Annotated in this window: 18 protein-coding genes; 7 read left to right on the forward strand and 11 right to left on the reverse strand. The window is 73.4% G+C overall.

Annotated features, from left to right (window positions below; genetic code table 11):
* Nucleotides 1-55 precede the first annotated feature (55 nt).
* Entirely contained in the window at nucleotides 56-1,582 is a 1,527-nt protein-coding gene (locus tag OG774_RS24195) for a transposase (RefSeq protein ID WP_328303196.1), read from the forward strand.
* A gap of 22 nt (nucleotides 1,583-1,604) precedes the next feature.
* On the opposite strand, the gene OG774_RS24200 is transcribed toward OG774_RS24195, so the two are convergent.
* The 4 genes from OG774_RS24200 to OG774_RS24215 all read right to left on the reverse strand — a co-directional run bounded on the left by OG774_RS24200 (nucleotide 1,605) and on the right by OG774_RS24215 (nucleotide 4,187).
* Entirely contained in the window at nucleotides 1,605-2,009 is a 405-nt protein-coding gene (locus tag OG774_RS24200) for a VOC family protein (protein WP_328304913.1), read from the reverse strand.
* An 81-nt stretch (nucleotides 2,010-2,090) separates the two neighbouring features.
* Nucleotides 2,091-2,726, reverse strand: a complete 636-nt coding sequence (locus tag OG774_RS24205; protein WP_328304914.1) for a maleylpyruvate isomerase family mycothiol-dependent enzyme — start codon at nucleotides 2,724-2,726, stop codon at nucleotides 2,091-2,093.
* Nucleotides 2,727-2,756: 30 nt separating this feature from the next.
* The gene (locus OG774_RS24210; RefSeq protein ID WP_328304915.1) at nucleotides 2,757-3,731 is read right to left on the reverse strand and encodes a sensor histidine kinase; all 975 of its coding nucleotides are present in this window, start codon (nucleotides 3,729-3,731) and stop codon (nucleotides 2,757-2,759) included.
* Between the two features lie 150 nt (nucleotides 3,732-3,881).
* The gene (locus OG774_RS24215; protein ID WP_328304916.1) at nucleotides 3,882-4,187 is read right to left on the reverse strand and encodes a P-II family nitrogen regulator; all 306 of its coding nucleotides are present in this window, start codon (nucleotides 4,185-4,187) and stop codon (nucleotides 3,882-3,884) included.
* A 98-nt stretch (nucleotides 4,188-4,285) separates the two neighbouring features.
* On the opposite strand from OG774_RS24215, the gene OG774_RS24220 reads away from it, so the two are divergent.
* Nucleotides 4,286-5,059 (forward strand): SDR family NAD(P)-dependent oxidoreductase, encoded by a 774-nt coding sequence (locus OG774_RS24220; protein ID WP_328304917.1) that lies wholly within the window; start codon nucleotides 4,286-4,288, stop codon nucleotides 5,057-5,059.
* A gap of 63 nt (nucleotides 5,060-5,122) precedes the next feature.
* Here OG774_RS24220 and OG774_RS24225 read toward each other — a convergent pair whose 3' ends face one another.
* Complete coding sequence (locus OG774_RS24225) at nucleotides 5,123-6,118, reverse strand: aldo/keto reductase family protein (RefSeq protein ID WP_328304918.1); 996 nt, start codon at nucleotides 6,116-6,118, stop codon at nucleotides 5,123-5,125.
* Nucleotides 6,119-6,401: 283 nt separating this feature from the next.
* Here OG774_RS24225 and OG774_RS24230 point away from each other — a divergent pair, with 283 nt between their 5' ends.
* Nucleotides 6,402-6,578: a hypothetical protein gene (locus tag OG774_RS24230; RefSeq protein ID WP_328304919.1), complete on the forward strand. Its 177-nt coding sequence runs from the start codon at nucleotides 6,402-6,404 to the stop codon at nucleotides 6,576-6,578.
* A 7-nt stretch (nucleotides 6,579-6,585) separates the two neighbouring features.
* On the opposite strand, the gene OG774_RS24235 is transcribed toward OG774_RS24230, so the two are convergent.
* The 5 genes from OG774_RS24235 to OG774_RS24255 all read right to left on the reverse strand — a co-directional run bounded on the left by OG774_RS24235 (nucleotide 6,586) and on the right by OG774_RS24255 (nucleotide 13,248).
* On the reverse strand, nucleotides 6,586-6,927 hold the full coding sequence (locus OG774_RS24235; protein ID WP_328304920.1) for a hypothetical protein: 342 nt from the start codon (nucleotides 6,925-6,927) through the stop codon (nucleotides 6,586-6,588).
* 40 nt (nucleotides 6,928-6,967) lie between these two features.
* Nucleotides 6,968-8,341 (reverse strand): alpha/beta fold hydrolase, encoded by a 1,374-nt coding sequence (locus OG774_RS24240; RefSeq protein ID WP_328304921.1) that lies wholly within the window; start codon nucleotides 8,339-8,341, stop codon nucleotides 6,968-6,970.
* Between the two features lie 84 nt (nucleotides 8,342-8,425).
* Nucleotides 8,426-9,577: a CaiB/BaiF CoA transferase family protein gene (locus OG774_RS24245; RefSeq protein WP_328304922.1), complete on the reverse strand. Its 1,152-nt coding sequence runs from the start codon at nucleotides 9,575-9,577 to the stop codon at nucleotides 8,426-8,428.
* A 245-nt stretch (nucleotides 9,578-9,822) separates the two neighbouring features.
* Nucleotides 9,823-11,979 (reverse strand): 3-hydroxyacyl-CoA dehydrogenase NAD-binding domain-containing protein, encoded by a 2,157-nt coding sequence (locus tag OG774_RS24250; RefSeq protein ID WP_328311132.1) that lies wholly within the window; start codon nucleotides 11,977-11,979, stop codon nucleotides 9,823-9,825.
* 60 nt (nucleotides 11,980-12,039) lie between these two features.
* A complete protein-coding gene (locus OG774_RS24255) occupies nucleotides 12,040-13,248 on the reverse strand; it encodes an acetyl-CoA C-acetyltransferase (RefSeq protein WP_328304923.1) in 1,209 nt (402 codons plus the stop codon).
* A 161-nt stretch (nucleotides 13,249-13,409) separates the two neighbouring features.
* Between OG774_RS24255 and OG774_RS24260 the strand changes: the two genes are divergently transcribed.
* The 4 genes from OG774_RS24260 (at nucleotide 13,410) to OG774_RS24275 (ending at nucleotide 17,195) form a co-directional block, all read left to right on the forward strand.
* Nucleotides 13,410-15,170: a GMC family oxidoreductase gene (locus OG774_RS24260; RefSeq protein WP_328304924.1), complete on the forward strand. Its 1,761-nt coding sequence runs from the start codon at nucleotides 13,410-13,412 to the stop codon at nucleotides 15,168-15,170.
* Nucleotides 15,167-15,874 (forward strand): acetoacetate decarboxylase family protein, encoded by a 708-nt coding sequence (locus OG774_RS24265; protein WP_328304925.1) that lies wholly within the window; start codon nucleotides 15,167-15,169, stop codon nucleotides 15,872-15,874. The genes OG774_RS24260 and OG774_RS24265 overlap by 4 nt, the downstream gene beginning before the upstream one ends.
* Complete coding sequence (locus OG774_RS24270; protein ID WP_328304926.1) at nucleotides 15,871-16,479, forward strand: TetR/AcrR family transcriptional regulator; 609 nt, start codon at nucleotides 15,871-15,873, stop codon at nucleotides 16,477-16,479. The genes OG774_RS24265 and OG774_RS24270 overlap by 4 nt, the downstream gene beginning before the upstream one ends.
* Nucleotides 16,480-16,547: 68 nt before the next feature.
* The gene (locus OG774_RS24275) at nucleotides 16,548-17,195 is read left to right on the forward strand and encodes a TetR/AcrR family transcriptional regulator (protein WP_274194415.1); all 648 of its coding nucleotides are present in this window, start codon (nucleotides 16,548-16,550) and stop codon (nucleotides 17,193-17,195) included.
* A gap of 6 nt (nucleotides 17,196-17,201) precedes the next feature.
* On the opposite strand, the gene OG774_RS24280 is transcribed toward OG774_RS24275, so the two are convergent.
* Complete coding sequence (locus OG774_RS24280) at nucleotides 17,202-18,242, reverse strand: LLM class F420-dependent oxidoreductase (RefSeq protein WP_328311134.1); 1,041 nt, start codon at nucleotides 18,240-18,242, stop codon at nucleotides 17,202-17,204.
* Nucleotides 18,243-18,247: the final 5 nt, after the last annotated feature.

Below are 18,247 nucleotides of genomic sequence, written 5' to 3' on the forward strand. Positions count from 1 at the left end.
TTGCAGCACATGAGTGGGAGCCGTCGTCAGGACGCGCACGCCGCCTTTGGGGACCGTGGCCGAGCAGACACGCCGCCCGATCCGGGCCTGGTCGGAGCTGATGTCAGCGACGACGAAGGAGTGGGGCAGCGTGGGTCGACGGCTGGTCGGGATCGATCTGGGGATCGCGAGCGCGCACACGGTGCGGGTGCTCGACGGCGAGGGTCAGCAGGTGTGTCGGCGTCGTTGTGCGCCGACGGTCGAGGAATTCGCTCGGGTCGAGTCCGCGGCGCTGGCCGGGGCCGAGGCGGGAACGCGGTTGGAGGTGGTGATCGAGCCGACCGGACCGGCGTGGTTACCGGTGGCGGTGTTCTTCACCGGCCGCGGCCACACCGTCTACCGGGTCTCGAGCGCCAAGGCCGCGGACCTGCGGCGGTTCCTGTCCCGGCACGCCAAGAGCAACGGCATCGATGCCGACACCCTGGCCCGGCTGCCGCTGGTCGCCTTACAGGGGCTGGCGCCGGTGGAGTTGCCCGGGGTCGAGGCCGCAGCGCTGGACCGGCGGGTGCGGGCCACAGATCGGTTGACCCGGGCCGCCACCGAGCACAAGGTGCGGATCAAGGACCTGGCCCGCCAGCTGATGCCGGCCACTGCGCTGACCGGCGATCTCGGCGTCGCCGATCTGGCCGTGCTCGAGCGCTTCGCCGATCCCCGCGTGTTGCTGCGGGCCGGGCCGGCCCGGCTCACCGCCGTGATCGTGAAGGCCTCGCACGGCCATCAGGGCGCCGAGCGGGCTGCGGCCTGGCGGGCGGCGGCGACCGAGGCGGTCGAGCTCTACCGGGCCTACCCGGCCATGCCGTTCACCGATCTGGCCGCCGAGGTCGCCAGCGAGGTGCGACTGCTACGCGCGACCCAGGCCGAGCTCGCCGGTCACGCCCAGGCGCGCGAGGAGGCCTATCGGTGGGCCGATCCCGGCCAGCTGGCCCGCAGCCTGCCCGGCCTGGCCGCCGTCGGTGGCCCGGCCCTGGCCGCGATCATGGGACGGGCCGATCGCTTCCCGTCGGCCCGTCACTTCAAGTCCTTCACCGGGCTCGCCCCGCGGGCCTCGGAGACCGGCGAGACCGACCGCAAGGGCCAGCCCATGAGCAAGGCCGGCCCGGCGCTGCTGCGCACCACCCTGGTCCGCGCCGCCGACCACGCCCGCAAGCAGGACCCCCAGCTGGCAAGGATCTACTACACCCAGGTCGTCGAGCGCGGCGCCGAACACACCAAAGCGCTCTGTGTGGTCGCCGCTGCCCTGGCCGAACGGGCTTGGACGGTCATGCGCCGCCGGATGCCCTACGTCGTCTGCGACACCGACGGCACCCCGGTGAACCCCGAGCGGGCCAAGACCATCATCGCCGAGCGGTGGACCGTCTCCACCGAGGTCCGCGCCCGCCGCCGCAGCCGCAAGCACCAGCCCCCCAAGACGAAGGCGGGGAAGGCCCCTCAGCAAGTCCTCGCAGGACATGAACGGTCAAACGCACGCGGCGTCGACAAACGAGGCGACCTTCCCCACCACGGATCCTCACGCCGGCCCACCACCACGCGCAAGGCTCCTTGACACCCCGATCCCCGATAGGGAATCAGTCGACGATCTCGTTGAGCGCCAGGACGTTGCCCTCGGAGTCGTGGAACCACGTGCTGCGCACCGGCCCGTAGTCCGTGATCACGCCCTCCGCGCGGCCGGCCTGCCCGGCGAAGGACCCGCGCTCGGCGCCGGGGTCGTGGAAGGTGACACCCCGGCGCAGGAGCTCGTCGACGATCTCGTCGAGACCCTCGACGAGGAACGCGACGACGGCGTGGTCGGACGGTGCCCGGTCCGGGATCTCGGTGACGAGGACGCGTGTGCCCTCGGCCGCGGTGAACATCATCGGGTCGTCGTGCGGCCCCGACACGAGCGTCAGGCCCAGGACGTCCCGGTAGAAGGCACGGGCACGCTCGCCGTCCTGGGCGGGCAGGACCGGGTTGAGCGGGAACTGGGACAACATGGCGCCTCCTCGGGTCCGGAGCAGGAGACCAGGAGGAGCGGACATGTCCGGTCCGCTACCGACGTCGGACCCGCGTGAGGGTCAGCCGACGCGCGCCGCGACGTCCTCCACCCCGGGGCCGGAGAGGGCCGCCAGCCCGGCGGAGCGGCCCGTCGCCACCAGGAGCAGCTCACCGGCCGGGCCGTGCACCTCGCGGTCGCCGTCCCCGAACGACGCGTCGATGTCGGTGGGGACGAGGCGCAGGCCCTCGAGCCGCTTCTTGGCGCCGTAGAACGACGACGCGCACACGTGGTGGAGGGCGAGGGCCGCGTGCTCGGGCGGCATCGCCAGGGTGCGCCCGAGCGGCCGCGTGATGTCCTGGCCGTGGACCATGACGTCCACGAGCGGGTCCGCGGGCTGGGTGCCCAGCGGGCGCTGCGCCGAGGAGATCGTCTCCCGGTACTGGGCGGCGAGCTCGCCGGGCGAGTACTCCGCGGCCCGCGCGCGGGCCGACCTGTCGATCATCCGGTTGATGTCGCCCCGCGCGGCCACCATGGCCTTGACCGCCTGGAAGCGCGTGAGCCGCGAGGTGAGCGTCAGGTGCGCGACGACGTCCTGGACGGTCCATCCCGCGCAGAGCGACGGCGAGCGCCACTCCTCGGGGGTCAGGGTGTCGAGGACGTCGGCCAGCGCACGACGCTCGGCCTCGACGGCGGTCTGCAGGTGGGCACGGTCCACGGCGCGCTCCAGGGATCGGGGGAGCGAACGCTAGCGGTGCGGCCCGTCGAGGTACATCGTCATCCTGACCGTCGTCCCGCCGTCGGGCGTGCTGTGCAGCCGGACGAGGTCGCAGAGGTGATGGGTGAGGTACAGCCCGTAGCCGCGGCCGTCCGACGGGCCGGGTGGGTGACGCCCGACGAGCGGGTCGTCGACGTACCCCGAGTCCTGGATCTCGGCGACCATCCGGTCGTCGGTGTGCCAGAGCGAGAGGATGCCCGGACCGTTGGTGTGCACCACCGTGTTGAGGGCGACCTCGTGCACCGCCAGGCAGAAGTCGGTGACGCGGTCGGGCGTCATCCCCGCGTCGGCGGCGTGCTCGGCGACGGCCCGGCGGACGGCGCGTGGGCCGTGCGGCGGCCGGAACACCAGGGTCTCGCTCTCCTCGGGCCCGTCGGGCAGCAGGCCGAGGGCGGCCTCGGCGAGCACCAGGGGGTCGCCGAAGCCCGCGTTGGCCACGGGCGTCCCGTCCTCGAGGACGAGCGGGTGCGCGGCGCGGACGTCGGTGAGGCCGTCCGCGTCGAGGAGGCGCGTGTCGTACGGGCAGAGCACGGAGACCGGACGGTCGGCGAACGCGAGGTTGGTCAGCGCGTCGTGCTGCAGGTAGGCGGCGCGCTCGTCGGCGGGACGGTCGGGCCACAGCGCCTCGCCGACCGCGCGGACACGACGCCCCGGACGGTCGTCGACGAACTTCTGCAGCGCGGGGACCAGGCGCGCCGGGTTGAGGCCCAGGCGTCGCACGTCCTGGAGGACCACGGCCTGCGCGTCGTCGCCCAGCGCATCGTGGACGAGGGACAGGTGGGCGTCGGGCAGGGCCACGACGACCGCGTCGTCGACCTCGAGGCCGGCGCGGACGTGACCGACCACGCCCCGCACGAACTGCTCGTCGCCGTCGTAGAAGAGAGCCGCGTGCTCGAGGGACGCGACGTCGCGGCGATGTCGCCCGCGGATCTCCGACACAGTCACCCTCGCACCCGCTCCATGGCGGCGTCCATCAGTGGGCCGATCCTGGCCGCTGGGCGCACGCCGACGACACCCGATACCGCCCAGTGGGCCGACCGATGCGACGGACGGTCGCGTCCGTTGGGCGCGCTGGGTCATAGCGCGCTACACCCGCTACACCGCGTCGGCGCCGCGCTCGCCGGTCCGGACGCGGGTGACGAGGTCCACCGGGACGACCCACAGACGGCCGTCCGGGTGCACCGCGCCCGCGACCTCGCCGAGCACCCGCTCGACGATCTCGTCGTGCAGGATCGTCTCGATGCGCAGGCAGGGCGCGAACTCGTCGACGACGACCTGTCCCCGGTGGAGCGCCCGCCGGCCGCCCGAGTTGGGGCCGCGCACCTCGGAGATGGTCATCCCGAGCACGGCGTGACGCTCGAGGGCGCGCCGCACGTCGTCGAGGGCGTGCGGGGGGACCATCGCGTGCAACATCCTCACCGCGTCTGCCCTCCCTCGTCCTCGCGGACGCTACGGGGCCGGGCGCCGCAGGGCGAGGGTGTGCTGCCTAGGCTGCCGCGATGGCTGATCGGACCGCTGAGTCACCCGCGCCGGTCGTGCTCGTCCTCGGTGGCCGCAGCGAGATCGGGGTCGCGCTCGCCTGCCGCCTCGCCGCCTCCGGCCGCGCCGGCACCGTCGTGCTCGCCGCGCGGCGCGCGGACGACCTGGCCGCCGAGACCGCCGCGGTGCGCAGCGCCGGCGCCGAGGTCGCGTCCGTGGAGTTCGACGCCGACGACCTCGGCGCACAGGCCGCGGTGCTCGACGCCGTCGAGGCGGAGCACGGGCTGCCCGACACCGTGGTGCTGGCCTTCGGCGTGCTCGGCGACCAGGCCCGCGCCGAGCGGGACGCCGCGCACGCCGCGGCCGTCGTGCACACCGACTACACCGCGCAGGTCGCGGTGCTCACCGAGGTCGCCGCGCGCATGCGCGCCCGGGGACGCGGCGAGATCGTCGTGTTCTCGTCTGTGGCCGGCGTGCGGGTGCGGCGCGCCAACTACGTCTACGGCTCCGCGAAGGCCGGGCTCGACGGCTTCGCCTCGGGCCTCGCGGACGCCCTGTACGGCAGCGGGGTGCACCTCACGCTCGTGCGCCCCGGCTTCGTGATCGGGCGGATGACGGCCGACAGCGGGATCGACCCCGCGCCGCTGTCGTCCACCCCGGGCCAGGTGGCCGACGCGACCGCCGACGCCCTGACCAGCGGTCGCGACGTCGTCTGGGTGCCGGGCTCCCTGCGCGTGCTGTTCACGGCCCTGCGCCTGCTGCCGCGGTGGGCCTGGCGACGCCTGCCGCGGTGAGGGGGCTTCGCCCCACGTGAGGGATCCGGGTCGCCAGGGCGACCCAAACCCCTCACGTGCGCGTCAGCGCCTCGTGATCTCCGCCGAGGCGCCGGGGGCGAGCCGCTGGCCGGTGACGGGGACGTCGCCGAGGGCGTCGTCGATGGCGGTGAGGGTGTCGGCGCTGAGCTCGATCCCGGCCGCGGCGGCGTTGGCGTGCACCTGCTCGGGACGCGACGCCCCGACGATCGCCGACGCCAGCTCGGGCCGGCGCAGGACCCAGGCCAGCGCCATCTCCGGCATCGAGAGCCCGGCGCCCTCGGCGATCGGCACGAGGCGCTGCACGGCCTCGAGCGTCCGGTCGGTGAGTTTCTGCTTGATGAATCCGTTCATCTCGTCGCTGGCGGCCCGCGAGTCGACGGGCACCGGCTCGCCCGGGCGGTACTTGCCGGTGAGCACGCCCTCCGCGATCGGCGACCAGACGATGTTGGAGATGCCGTGCTCCGCGGTCACCCCAAACACCTCGGCCTCCGGCGCGCGCCAGAGCATCGAGTACTGGGGCTGCGAGGACACCAGCGTCACGTCGTCCGGGCACGCCTCGAGGCCCGCGCGGATCTGGTCCGGGGTCCACTCGCTGAAGCCCAGGTACCGGGCCTTGCCGGCGCGGACGACCTCGGCCAGCGCCTCCATCGTGTCCTCGATCGGCGTCTGCGCGTCGAAGCGGTGGCACTGGTAGAGGTCGACGTGATCGGTGCGCAGCCGCGTGAGCGAGGCGTCGATCTGCTTCGCGACCTGGGCGGGGGAGAGCCCGCGGTCGGTGTCGGACATCGGGAAGTAGACCTTGGTGGCGAGCACGTAGTCCTCGCGCCGGTAGTCGGCGAGGATCCGGCCCCAGGCCTCCTCGGCGGCGCCGCGCCCGTAGACGTTGGCGGTGTCGAAGAACGTGATGCCGGCGTCGAACGCGGCGCGGGTGCACGCGGCGGTCGCGTCCGCCTCGACACCTCCGGAGTAGGTCAGCCACGAACCGAGGGAGATCTCCGAGACCTGCAGGTCGCTCGTACCGAGCTGGCGAAGGCGCACCCCGTCACCGTAGGCCCGAGTCGTCGGCACGGCGCGTGCGGAGATCGACACTCCCAGTGGTCGGAAGTTCAGGTCCGATGGGCGCACCAGATCGACCGATCGACGCAGTTCGATATGACCGACGTGTGAATTGCCGCGACAGCGGGTTCCGCCGTCCCGAACGACTGGCACGATGGGACCACGAACTCGCGAGGGTGGTCCCGAAGAGTCCCCGGCAGAGCCGCTGCGGACCGTCGTGTGGACCTCCTCGGGTCCTGCACCGTCCGCACTCCGTAGGGGTTACGTGAACATGTTGCTGGCGCCGCTGCGCCCTCTGGCCGACGTCCTCGATCTGACGGCCGAGGCGGTCGCCGCCGTCGGCACGGTCTCGGTGGCGGCACTGGGGGTCGTGCTGGCGCGCACCTCCGAGTCGCCGGACGCGCCCCGCCTGCAGCTCGCGGGCCGCTCGCCGGAGGTCTGAACCGGCCCTAGTGCGCCGTCGGCTCGTCGCGGCGCTCGCGCAGCAGCTCGTTCAGGGTGCGCAGCTCGTCGCGGATCTCGGTGAGCAGGTCGGGGATCTCGTGGGTGCGTTCCCAGTGGGGTGTCACGTCGATGCCCAGCTCGCCGAGCTCGCGCTCGTAGAGCTCCGCGAGCAGCGTCCGGTAGGGCTCGTCCGGGACGGTGCCGTTCTCCCAGCGCGAGAGCTGCGTCTTGAGGCTGGCGGCGCTGGCCACGTCGACCTCGCCCTGCTCCGCGAGCTCCCGTAGCCGGGCGACGGCCGTCGTCTGCGACCACCCCCGATCGCGCCGGGCATCACGCAACGAGACCACGTCGTCACAGTAGACGACGCCCACGCCAGCAGGCCTTTCTCTAGCGCCGCCGGGTGGAGCGCGAGGCCCGCTTGGGGGCGGGCAGCCGCGACGACCTGCGTGCCGGCCGGGCGGCCGCCGGCTTGGCCGCGGGCGCGTCGTCGCGGTCCTCGTCGCCGGCCACGTCGGCCTCGTCCACCGGCGGCGGGAGCTCGGTCACCGACGGGCGGATGGGCTCCACGGCACGCCGCGGCGCGGACCGGGCGGGGCGCAGCACACGTCGGCTCCCGGGGCTGCCACCCTCGACGACGGCCGGGGCGTCGTGGTGGTCCAGGAACGCGCACAGCCGGGCCCACGTCGTGTGCTTGGCCGCCCGCCCGGCGAGGACGCCCAGGTGCCCGCCGGGCGCCGTCGTCAGACGCGTCGGCGCGCCCGTGAGACGGCGCGCGCCGGTGCGGACGGCGCGGGGCGGGACGACGCGGTCGTTCTCCCCGGCGACGAGCAGCGTGGGCCGCTGCAGGTCCGCGAGGTCGATCACCCGGTGCCCGACGGGGACGCGGCCGATGGCGAGGTCGGCCGGGTCGAGCATCGCGCGGAAGTAGCTGCCGACGTAGCGGGCCTGCTCGCCGATGATCGCCCGGAGGTCGTCGACCGCCTCGAGCTGCGCGAGGAAGTCGCGGTCGTCGAGCCGCGCGATCATCGTCAGCGGCGCGGTCAGGAGCTCGTCGAGCGAGCCGAGGCCCAGGGCGCTGATCAACCGGGGCAGCGGCATGATCGCCAGGAGCGTCTGCAGCGTCGCCAGGACCGGCCCGCCGGCGGCCACCGCCAACGGCTGCGCCCGGACCACGGCCGGCACCTCGTCCAGCGCGAACGGCGTCGCGATCGCCGTGACCGAGGCCAGCGGGAGGTCGGGGTGCCCGGCAGCGCTGAGCACGCTGTGCAGGCCGCCGATCGACCAGCCGACCAGGTGCACCGGGGCGCCGTCGTGGTGGCGGCTGACCGTGTGCACGACGTGCGGGAGGATCTCGTCGACCCACCGCTCGAGGTCGGCCGGACCCGGGGAGATCGCGCCGCCGTACCCGACGAGGTCCTCGTCGTCGACCTGGTGCACGGATCGGCCCTCGCCGACGAGGTGCTCGACCAGGCTGTTGCCGCGCCGCAGGTCGAAGGCGACGCCGCACGCGCCGAGCGGGGACACCAGCAGGATCGGGGAGCCCCGCAGCCGCGCGGTGGGGTGCACGGCGTAGCGGTAGGTGCTCACCGATCCGGAGCGCGCGAGGCCGAGTGCCCGGCCCACGCCGCCGGCGCCCGGGTCGCCCGGACCGGTGTCGAACGCCGAGCGGGGCATGCGACGCAGGTCCGCGAGCGGCCCCTCGAGCACACGGGCGCGCACGTTGTCGAGGGCACGCCACGCCCCGGCCGGGGTCAGGATCACGGGCCCCTCCTCTGCGTTCCGCGCTCGTGCGCGCTTACCCGTGTCGGAGCGCGGACACGCACGCACACGGCCGAAGGTCAGACCCTAGGCCTGGTGGACGACTCCGGCCTCCTGCAGTTTCGCGACACGGTCCGGAGCGATGCCCCAGTCGGCCAGGGCCTCGGCGGAGTGCTGCCCCGGTGCCGCGGGCGCGGACGGCGTGGCGCTGGGCGTGCGGTCGAAGCGCGGCGCGGGCGCGGGCTGGCGGACGCCGAACGCGTCGATGAACAGCCCGCGGGCCTGGTTGTGGGGATGCTCCTGCGCCTCGTCGATGTCGAGCACGGCGGCGACGACGGCGTCGGTCGGCTCGAGGTCGGCGGCCCACTCGTCGCGGGTGCGGGTGCCGAACACCTCCGCGAGCCGCCCGTGGAACTCCGGCCAGCGGGCCATGTCCCACTGGTTGCTCGCGATGTCCTCGCCCTCGAGCCCGAGGTGCGTCATCAGCTCGGCGTAGAACTGCGGCTCGATGGCCCCGACGGCGACCCAGCCGCCGTCGCTGCAGCGGTAGTGCTCGTAGAACGGCGCGCCGCCGTCGAGGAGGTTCTGGCCGCGCGGGTTGGGCCACATCCCGCCCGCCCGCATGCCGTAGAGCATCGCCATCTGCAGCGCCGCGCCGTCGACGATTGCGGCGTCGACGACCTGTCCGCGCCCCGACGTCGCGCGCTCCACCAGCGCCCCGAGCACGCCGACGACGAGCAGCATCCCGCCGCCGCCGAAGTCGCCGACGAGGTTGATCGGGATCGCCGGGGCGCCGTCGGGACCCTCCATGTGCGCGACGACGCCGGCCGTCGACAGGTAGGTCAGGTCGTGCCCCGCCCGCGCGGCGTTCGGCCCGTCCTGGCCCCAGCCGGTCATCCGGCCGTAGACGAGACGCTCGTTGCGGGCGTGGCACTCGTCCGGGCCGAAGCCGAGGCGCTCGGCGACGCCCGGTCGGTAGCCCTCGAGCAGCACGTCGGCACCCTCGACGAGGTCGAGCAGGACCTCCAGGCCCTCGGGAGACTTGAGGTCCAGCGCCACCGAGCGGCGCCCGCGCGCCAGCACGTCCTTGCTCGCGTTGCCGATCGAGAGCCCGCGTCCCCCGGCCGGCCGGTCGACGCGCAGGACGTCGGCGCCCATGTCGGCGAGCATCATCGCCGCGAACGGCCCCGGTCCGATCCCGGCCACCTCGATGACCTTGACGCCGTCCAGCACACCCATGGGGCCTGATCTCCTCTCGCCGCGGTCGTGGCGGGGCTGAGCCTACGAGACAGTCAGGACTGACGGTATGGGCGCCGAGCGCGGAACTGCGGTTCCGCGCGAAGGGCACCGTCACCCGGATAGAGCGGCGATGGGAGCCCCTCGCCCGATCGGGGCCGGCGACCCCGGAATGAGCGAAGGGCACCTCCCGACGCTCTATGCGTCCGAAGGTGCCCTTCGCGTGAAACCTCACGACCAGCCGAGCGTCACTCCCCGCGCAGCGACTGGCCCTTCTCCGCCTTCTCGACCAGCGAGGCCGGCGGCGCGAAGCGGTCGCCGTAGGCCTTGGCCAGGATGCGGGCGCGCTCGACGAAGCCGGGCAGGCCGCCCGGGTAGCCGTCGATGTACTGCGCCACGCCGCCGGTCCAGGCCGGGTAGCCGATGCCCATGATCGAGCCGATGTTGGCGTCGGCGATGGTGTGCAGGACACCCTCGTCGAAGCACTTCACGGTCTCGAGGGCCTCGGCGAAGAGCATGCGCTCCTGCATGTCCTCGAACGGCAGGTCGCCCGTGGCCGCGCCGAACTCGTCGACCAGGCCCGGCCAGAGGCGCGTGCGCTTGCCCGACTCGTCGTACTCGTAGAACCCGGCGCCCGAGGAGCGCCCCTTGCGGCCGAGCTCGACCATCCGGTCGATGATCGCCTCGGAGGGGTGCGCCACCCAGGTGCCGCCGGCCGCCTCGACACCCTTGCGGGTCTCCTGGCGGATGTGCTGCGGCAGCGTGAGGGTGAGCTCGTCCATCAGCTGCAGCGGCGGGGCCGGGTAACCGGCCTGCGAGCCCGCCTGCTCGATCGACGACGGCGCGGCGCCCTCGCCGAGCATGGCCACGGCCTCGTTGATGAACGTGCCGATGACGCGGCTGGTGAAGAACCCGCGGCTGTCGGAGACGACGATCGGCGTCTTCTTGATCTGCAGCGCGATGTCGACGGCCTTGGCCAGCGTCGCGTCGCTCGTCCTCTCGCCGCGGATGATCTCCAGGAGCGGCATCTTGTCGACCGGCGAGAAGAAGTGCAGGCCGATGAAGTCCTCGGGCCGGTCGACGCCGGTCGCGAGGTCGGTGATCGGCAGCGTCGAGGTGTTCGAGCCCAGCACCGCGTCGGGCGCCAGGTACGGCATGACCTCGGCGAAGACCTGCTTCTTGAGGTCGGGGCTCTCGAACACGGCCTCGATCACGAGGTCGGCGCCCGAGGCGTCGGCGGCGTCCGCGGTCGGCGTGATGCGCGCGAGCACCTCGTCGGCCTTCTCCTGGGTCTGCTTGCCGCGCGAGACGGCCTTGTCCAGGATCTTCTGCGAGTACGCCTTGCCCTTGTCGGCGTTCTCCTGCGAGACGTCCTTGAGGACGACCTCGAGGCCCGACATCGCGCACGAGTACGCGATGCCCGCGCCCATCATCCCGGCGCCGAGCACGACGACCTTGCGGGCGTTGTGCTTCTCGTAGCCGTCGGGGCGCGAGGCGCCCTTGTTGATGGCCTGCAGGTCGAAGAAGAAGGCGCGCGTCATGTTCGTCGACACCTGCCCGCAGGCGAGGTCGGCGAAGTAGCGCGACTCGATCTGACCGGCGTTGTCGATGTCGACCTGCGAGCCCTCGACCGCAGCGCACATGATGTTGTACGGCGCCGGCATCGGGGCGTTCTTGAGCTGCTTGCGCAGGTTCGACGGGAACGCGGGCAGGTTCGCTGCGAACGACGGCGTCGACGGCGTGCCGCCGGGAATCTTGTACTTCTTCTGGTCCCAGGGCTGGATCGCCTCGGGGTTGTCCTTCACCCACTGCTTCGCCCGGGAGATCATCTCCTCGGGGGTGTCGACGACCTCGTGCACCAGCCCGGCCTCGAGCGCGGCCCTCGGGTTGCGCTGCTGGCCCTGCAGCAGCACGTTCATGAGGCCGTCGGCCAGGCCGAGCAGGCGCACGACGCGCACGACGCCGCCACCGCCGGGCAGCAGGCCCAGCGTGACCTCGGGGAGCCCGATCTTCGAGCCCTTCGCGTCGAGGGCGATGCGGTGGTGCGTCGCCAGGGCGATCTCGAGACCGCCGCCCAGCGCCGCGCCGTTGATCGCCGAGACGACGGGCTTGCCCAGCGTCTCCAGGCGCCGCAGCAGGCCCTTGATCGACTGCGACTGGTCGAAGACCTTCTGCGCGTCGGCCTTCGTGTACTTCACGAGGTCGTCGAGGTTGCCGCCGGCGAAGAAGGTCTTCTTCGCGGAGGTCAGGACGACGCCCGTGATCGAGTCCTTCTCGGCCTCGAGACGGTCGAGCGTGGCGGCGAAGTCCTCGCCCCACTTGGCGCTCATCGTGTTCGCCGAGGCGGTCGGGTCGTCCATCGTCAGCGTGACGATGCCGTCCCCGTCGGCCTCCCACCGGAACATGTTCTCGGACACTGCGCTACTGACTCCTCGTTCGCTGGTCGGTGACGTTCCGGGGGTGGCTCAGACGCGCTCGATGATGGTGGCGACGCCCATGCCGCCGCCGATGCACAGCGTCACCAGGGCGCGGCGCAGGTCGCGGCGCTCGAGCTCGTCGACCATGGTCCCGACGAGCATCGCGCCGGTGGCGCCCAACGGGTGCCCCATCGCGATCGCGCCGCCGACGACGTTGGTGCGCTCGTGCGGGAAGCCCAGGTCCTTCATGAGTTTCATGGGCACGGCGGCGAACGCCTCGTTGATCTCGAGGAGGTCGATGTCGTCGACCGTCATGCCGGCCTTGGCCAGCACCTTCTCGCACGCGGGCGTCGGGCCGGTGAGCATGATCGTCGGGTCGGCGCCGGAGACGGCCGTGCCGACGATGCGGGCGCGCGGGGTGAGGCCGTTCTGCGTGCCGGCCTCCTCGGAACCGAGCAGCACCAGCGCGGCGCCGTCGACGATCCCGGAGCTGTTGCCGCCGTGGTGCACGTGGTTGATGGCCTCGACCCAGTGGTACTTCTGCAGCGCCACCGCGTCGAAGCCGCCCATGTCGCCGATGCCGGCGAACGACGGCTTGAGGCCGGACAGGCCCTCCATCGTCGTCTCGCGCATGTGCTCGTCGCGGTCGAGCACGGTCAGGCCGTTGCGGTCGACCACCGGGACGATCGAGCGGTCGAAGGCGCCGTCGGCCCAGGCCTTCGCCGCCCGGGTCTGCGACTCGAGCGCGTAGGCGTCGACGTCCTCGCGGCCGAAGCCCTCGAGGGTCGCGATGAGGTCCGCGCCGATGCCCTGGGGGACGAACGAGGTCTTGAGGTTCGTCTCCGGGTCCATCGCCCAGGCGCCGCCGTCGGAGGCCATGGGCACACGGGACATCGACTCGACGCCGCCGGCGACGATCAGGTCCTCGAAGCCGGAGCGCACGCGCTGGCCGGCCTGGTTGACGGCCTCGAGCCCGGAGGCGCAGAAGCGGTTGAGCTGGACGCCGCCGACGTGGTCGGGCAGGCCCGCGGCGATGGCCGCGGTCTTGGCGATGTCGCCGCCCTGGTCGCCGATCGGCGACACGCAGCCGAGGACGACGTCCTCGAGCTTGTCGGGGTCGAGCTCCGGGTTCCGCTTGCGCAGCTCGTCGATGAGTCCGACGACCAGCGAGACGGGCTTGGTCGCGTGCAGCGAACCACTGGCCTTGCCCCGGCCGCGAGGGGTGCGGAGCGCGTCGTAGATGAATGCCTCGGTCACGGGTGGGGTGTCCCTTCGCGCGCGTGGTGAGCCGACTGCTCTCAACAGTCATGATGGACTGTTTTGCTCTCGTGTCAACGTGCCGCCGACCTCCCGCTACTGGTCGGTAGCGTTGTCGGGGTCTCGTTGACACGCTGCCAACGGCTCGCGAGGGTGGGGTCATGGTGGCTCCCGACTACGACGTCCTGGTGGTCGGCTCGGGCTTCGGCGGCGCGGTGAGCGCCCTGCGCCTGGCCGAGAAGGGGTACCGGGTCGGGGTGCTCGAGGCGGGCCGCCGCTTCGCCGACGGCGACTTCCCCGCGACCTCCTGGCAGTTCCGTGACTACCTGTGGGCCCCGTGGGCCCGCTGCTTCGGGATCTTCCGGGTGAACCCCCTGCGCGACGTCCTCGTGCTCTCGGGGGCCGGCGTGGGCGGCGGCTCGCTGGTCTACGCGAACACGCTCTACCGGCCCGGGCGCGCCTTCTACGACGACCCGCAGTGGCGCGACATCACCGACTGGGCCGACGAGCTCGACCTGCCCTACGACCAGGCCACGCGGATGCTCGGCGCCACCACGTACCCGCGGGTCTCGCCGTCGGACGAGGTGATGCGCGACGTCGCCGAGGAGATGGGCGTCGGCCACACCTTCGGCCACGCCGACGTCGGGGTCTTCTTCGGCGCCGGGAGGGCGGGAGAGAAACCCGGCGAGGAGGTCCCCGACCCGTACTTCGGCGGCGCGGGGCCCGCGCGACACGCGTGCCTGCACTGCGGCGAGTGCATGACCGGGTGCCGGCACGACGCGAAGAACACGCTGGTCAAGAACTACCTGCACCTCGCCGAGGCGGCGGGCGTCCGGGTGCACCCCCTGACGACGGTGACGCGCGTCCGCCCGCGCGGCGGCGACCTGTCCGGTGCCGCCGGCTACGAGGTCGACGCGCGGCACACCGGGCGTCCCGGCGGGCGGCGCACGCTGCGCGCCGACCAGGTCGTCGTCGCGGCGTCGGCGCTGGGCAGTCAGCGGCTGCTGCACCGGATGCGGCGCCGGGGCGACCTGCCGCGCGTCTCCCCGCGGCTCGGCGAGCTCTCCCGCACGAACTCCGAGGCCATCCTCGCCGCGCGCGCCCCGCGCGACGACGTCGACTTCACGCGCGGGGTCTCGATCACCTCGTCGATCCACCCCGACCCGCACACCCACGTCGAGCCGGTGCGCTACGGGCGCGGGTCGAACCTGCTGGCGCTGCTCTCGGCGGTGCTCGTCGACGGCGCGACGGCGGCGGACGACCTCACGCTCGGTGCGCGCGGCCCGTCGTGGCGCCGGATCGCGGGCGAGGCGCTGCGCTCGCGCCGGACCCTGCGGGCCCTGCACCGCCCGCGGCGCTGGGCGGAGCAGTCGATCGTGCTGCTGGTGATGCAGTCGCTGGACAACTCGCTGACGCTGCGGCCGCGGCGCCTGTTCCGGGGCCTCACCTCCCGCCCGGGCGCCGGGACGCCGAACCCCGCGTGGATCCCGTCGGGCCACGACGTCGCCCGGCGCGTCGCCCGCCGGATCGGCGGCTTCCCCGTCGGCGCGAGCTCGACGCTGGTCAACGTCCCGGTGACCGGGCACTTCCTCGGCGGCGCGGTGATCTCCGAGACGCCGGCGACGGGCGTCGTCGACCCGTACCACCGCCTGCACGGCCACCCCGGCGTCCACGTCGTCGACGGCTCGACGGTGCCGGCGAACCTCGGGGTGAACCCGTCGCTGACGATCACCGCGCTCGCCGAGCGCGCGATGTCGCTCTGGCCCAACCGCGGCGAGCCCGACCCGCGACCCGCTCCCGGCGAGCCCTACCGCCGCGTCGCGCCCGTCGCCCCGCGCCACCCCGCCGTGCCCGCGGACGCCCCGGGCGCGCTGCGGACCACCACCGACCTCCCGACCCCGACCCTCGGAGTGCCGACGTGACCACCGCCTACCCACCGGAGCCCTGGACGCTGGTCGGCCGGATGGACCTGTCGACCTTCCTCGTTCCCGCCGAGGACCTGCCGACCGCCTCCTGGCCCGACGACTGGCGCCCCCTGGTGCTCGGCGGCCGGACGCCCGTCGGGGCCGCGTGGGTCGACTACGCCCCGGGCGGCGCCATGAGCTATCGGGAGCTGCTGGTCGCGGTGGCCGGACGCGTCGGGGCCCGCGTGCGCCCGCACATCGTCGCCATCTGGGTCGACAGCCCCGCCTCCCGCGACGGCGGGCGGGAGCTGTGGGGCATCCCGAAGGACCTCGCGCGGTTCACCGGCGTCGCCGAGGGCATGCCGGAGATGACCCTCGAGGGCGCGGACCGTCCGGCGGCGTCCGCGGTCCTGCGCCACGGCCGTCGCCTCCCGGGACGCCCGCGCGTCGGGTTCACACTGGCCCAGGACCTGCACGGCCGACGCTGCGAGAGCCCGGTGTCCAGCCGCGCGGGCCTCGGGCTCCTCTCCGCGCAGTGGTCGTTCGCCCCCGACGGACCACTGGCCTTCCTCGCCGGGCGCCGTCCCGTCGCGTCGGCGACGCTGCACGACTTCGCGATGCTGTTCGGGATGACGCCGGCCGATCGCGCGCGGGTGTCTCAGCCTGGGGGCCACGCTGACGTTCACCATCAGGAAAGCCCCCACGTCGACCCCGCCCGATGAGCACACCCCTGCGCGGCCGGCGGCTGGACCCCGACGCGCGGCGCGAGGAGATCGTCGCCGGTGCGCTGCGGCTGTTCACCGAGCACCCGTACGCGGCGGTGTCGACCACCGACCTGGCCGGCGAGGCCGGGGTCGCGCGCGGCCTGATCAACCACTACTTCGGCACGAAGCGCGCGCTCTACCTCGAGGTCGTGCGCCGGCTGACGACGATCCCGGAGGTCGCGGTCTCCGAGCTGCCGCCGGGCACGGTCGACGTGCGGGCCGGCGCCGCCGTCGACTGGTTCCTCGACGCCGTCGAGCGTCACCGCGGCCTGTGGCTCTCGGTCGGCACCGGGGCGGCCGGGGACATCGACGTCGACGCGATCCTGGCCGAGGCCGACGAGATCGCCGCCGACCGCGTCCTCGCGGCCCTGGCCCCCGACGCGCCCGACGACCCGTACCGGGCCCGCGTGCGGTCGTTCTTCGGCCTGGTGCGCTCGGCCTCCCGGGAGTGGCTGGTGCGCGGGACGCTCGACCGCGCCGGCACGCGGGCCCTCCTCGTCGACGGCCTGCTCGCGGTCCTGCGGCCCGGCGTGCCCCCCGGCCGCTCGGACAGTCAGGTTTGACCGTTCCCGTCGGGGGCATGCACGATCGTCATCCACCGACGGCACCAGGGACGGGGAGGGGTGAGAGGATGAGCAGCCGATCGACCGCCGAGCCGGAGCGGCGCTCCCGCGAGCAGCGGACCTCCGACAGCCGCACGCGGATCCTCGACGCGGCCGTGTCCTGTCTCGTCGAGTCGGGCTACGCGGGCACGACGACGCTCACCATCCAGAACCGCGCCGGGGTCTCCCGGGGGCGGCTGCTGCACCACTTCCCGTCCAAGGAGAACCTGCTCGTCGCCGCGGCGCAGCACCTCGCGACCAGCCGGTTCGCCGCCGACGGCCTCGCCCGCGCGGACCTGCCGGACGCCGACGTCGACCCCGGTCCCCGCCTCGACCGCGCCGTCGAGGTCATGTGGTGGACCTACCAGCAGGCCTACTTCTGGGCCTCGGTCGAGCTGTGGACCGCCGCACGCACCGACCCCGCGCTGGCCGAGGCTCTGCTCCCGGCCGAGCGGCGTCTGGGCGCCGCGATCCGCCAGACCGTCGACGTCTTCTTCGAGGACTACGCCGACCCGGCGCGCGCGGCGCTCGTGCGCGAGACGCTGCTGACCGCGATGCGCGGCGTCGCCCTGACGTACGGGTTCGACCCGCGCGACCCGCAGACCGACCCGCACCTCGAGCAGTGGAAGCAGCTCGCGCGCATGCTCCTGCTGCCCGAGGGCGGGTCCGGCGCCTGAGCGCTCCTACAGCAGGGACTTCAGGGTCTCCAGCGACGACTTCACGGTCTCGTGGTCCGGGTCGAGCGGCTGGATGTTGAGCTGCGTGACCCCGGCGGCGGCGAACTCGCGCACCTGCTCGGCCACCTCGTCCTCGCTGCCGATCAGCGAGACCGCGTGCACGAGCTCCTCGGGCACCTTCTCGGCCGCCTCGTCCTTGCGGCCGGAGAGGTAGAGGTCCTGGATCTCGGCCGCCTCGTCGGCGAAGCCGTAGCGCGCGGCGAGGTCGTTGTAGAAGTTCTTGCCCTTCGCGCCCATCCCGCCGACGTAGAGCGCGAGCTGGGGACGCACGTGCTCGCGCAGCTTCCCCGCGCCCGGCCCGACGGCGAACGGGACGTTGACCGAGGTCTGCAGCTCGCCTAGTGACGGGTCGCGACGGGCCTTGCCGGCCTCCAACGAGGAGCCCCACACATCGTGCGCCCGGCCCGGGTGGAACCAGATGGGCTCCCAGACCTCGGCGAGCTCGGCGGCCAGCTCGACGTTCTTCGGCCCGATCGCCGCGAGCATCACCGGGATCTGCGCCCGCACCGGATGGTTGATGAGCTTCAGCGGCTTGCCCAGCCCCGTGCCCTGCTCCGGGGGCAACGGCACCGTGTAGTGCTTGCCCGAGTACTCGACCTTCTCGCGGCGCCACACCTGCCGGCAGATCTCGATGATCTCGCGCGTCCGCCCGACCGGCGCGTCGTACGTCACGCCGTGGAAGCCCTCGATGACCTGCGGCCCCGAGGCGCCCATGCCGAGCACGAACCGACCGTCGGAGACGTAGTCGAGGCCGGCCGCGGTCATCGCCGTCAGCGACGGGGTCCGCGTGTAGATCTGGACGATGCCGGACTCGATGTGCATCCGCGACGTGCGGGCGGCGATGTAGCCGAGCTGGCTCACGGCGTCGAAGCTGTACAGCTCGGCGACGCTCACCGCGTCGAGCCCGACGTCCTCGAGCTCGACGACCTTCTCGACGGTCTCGCGGAAGCCGCCCTGGGCGTACGCGATCCCCATGCCGACCTTGATCGCGC

The organism is Actinomycetospora sp. NBC_00405, assembly GCF_036044095.1.
Taxonomy (GTDB): domain Bacteria; phylum Actinomycetota; class Actinomycetes; order Mycobacteriales; family Pseudonocardiaceae; genus Actinomycetospora; species Actinomycetospora callitridis.

Bases quoted from the DNA above. Each gene is read 5' to 3' on its own strand.
- OG774_RS24215 (WP_328304916.1), bottom strand. From the start codon at position 4,187: ATGGTCCCCCCGCACGCCCTCGACGACGTGCGGCGCGCCCTCGAGCGT.
- OG774_RS24220 (WP_328304917.1), top strand. From the start codon at position 4,286: ATGGCTGATCGGACCGCTGAGTCACCCGCGCCGGTCGTGCTCGTCCTC.
- OG774_RS24260 (WP_328304924.1), top strand. From the start codon at position 13,410: ATGGTGGCTCCCGACTACGACGTCCTGGTGGTCGGCTCGGGCTTCGGC.
- OG774_RS24250 (WP_328311132.1), bottom strand. From the start codon at position 11,979: ATGTTCCGGTGGGAGGCCGACGGGGACGGCATCGTCACGCTGACGATG.
- OG774_RS24200 (WP_328304913.1), bottom strand. From the start codon at position 2,009: ATGTTGTCCCAGTTCCCGCTCAACCCGGTCCTGCCCGCCCAGGACGGC.
- OG774_RS24275 (WP_274194415.1), top strand. From the start codon at position 16,548: ATGAGCAGCCGATCGACCGCCGAGCCGGAGCGGCGCTCCCGCGAGCAG.
- OG774_RS24245 (WP_328304922.1), bottom strand. From the start codon at position 9,577: ATGGGTGTGCTGGACGGCGTCAAGGTCATCGAGGTGGCCGGGATCGGA.
- OG774_RS24270 (WP_328304926.1), top strand. From the start codon at position 15,871: ATGAGCACACCCCTGCGCGGCCGGCGGCTGGACCCCGACGCGCGGCGC.